Origin of the sequence: Carboxylicivirga longa, assembly GCF_050589825.1 — a bacterium.
Lineage (GTDB): Bacteria > Bacteroidota > Bacteroidia > Bacteroidales > Marinilabiliaceae > Carboxylicivirga > Carboxylicivirga longa.
This window is the reverse complement of sequence record NZ_JBNGOZ010000074.1, coordinates 1-697: the sequence shown is the minus strand read 5'-3', so window position 1 is coordinate 697 and position 697 is coordinate 1. Positions and strand designations below refer to the sequence as shown.

Sequence of the window (697 nt, the reverse complement as noted above, 5' to 3'; positions counted from 1 at the left end):
TGGATAATCCGCACTAAGCTGACCCCCAAAAGCCGGAAGGTTTTTGACCATATTTGGTTCTTAATTTTTCTGCCAATCCGGCGGATGTTGACCCCTTTAGATAGTTTTAGGTAAGAAAAAACGGAGCATGCTGACCCCTCTAAGGTTAGTTTGCTTGATTTCTCCGGAGTATATTGCCCCCTAAATTAACAATACATTGGATTTTGGTTTTTTAGCTGTCATGAAATGATCGCTAAAAGAGTTAATGATGGCCGGAAAACCAAAGTCAATGAGTCAGATAAAACAATTATTGCAATTACACAAGCAAGGCAAAGCCAAGAAGGAAATTGCCCGTATTCTCGGCGTTAGCAAAAACACCGTCAAGTCCTACCTGCAAAAAGTTGAAGCCAATCAGTTGGATATCGGGCAGCTGATAGAACTGGAAAACCCCATTTTAGAGGCTAAATTTCATGCCGGCAACCCATCCTATAAGGAAGAACGTTATGAACATTTTAAGGCAAACGTGGACTACTACCTCAAAGAACTGCAACGAACAGGCGTTACCAAGCATCTCCTGTGGGAAGAGTATAAGTCCGGGTATCCTGACGGGTACAGCCATACACAGTTTTGCTACCATTTAAACCAACAAAAAGTAGCTGCCAGGCCATCAGCCATTTTGCAACATACGCCCGGTGATAAGCTTTACATCGACTTTGCC

Annotated in this window: 1 protein-coding gene; it reads left to right on the top strand. The window is 42.9% G+C overall.

The annotated features are described in order from the left end of the window. Positions 1-244: 244 nt before the first annotated feature. The coding region (locus ACRD7A_RS19105; protein WP_430817968.1) for a helix-turn-helix domain-containing protein at positions 245-697 on the top strand (453 nt) is incomplete at its 3' end.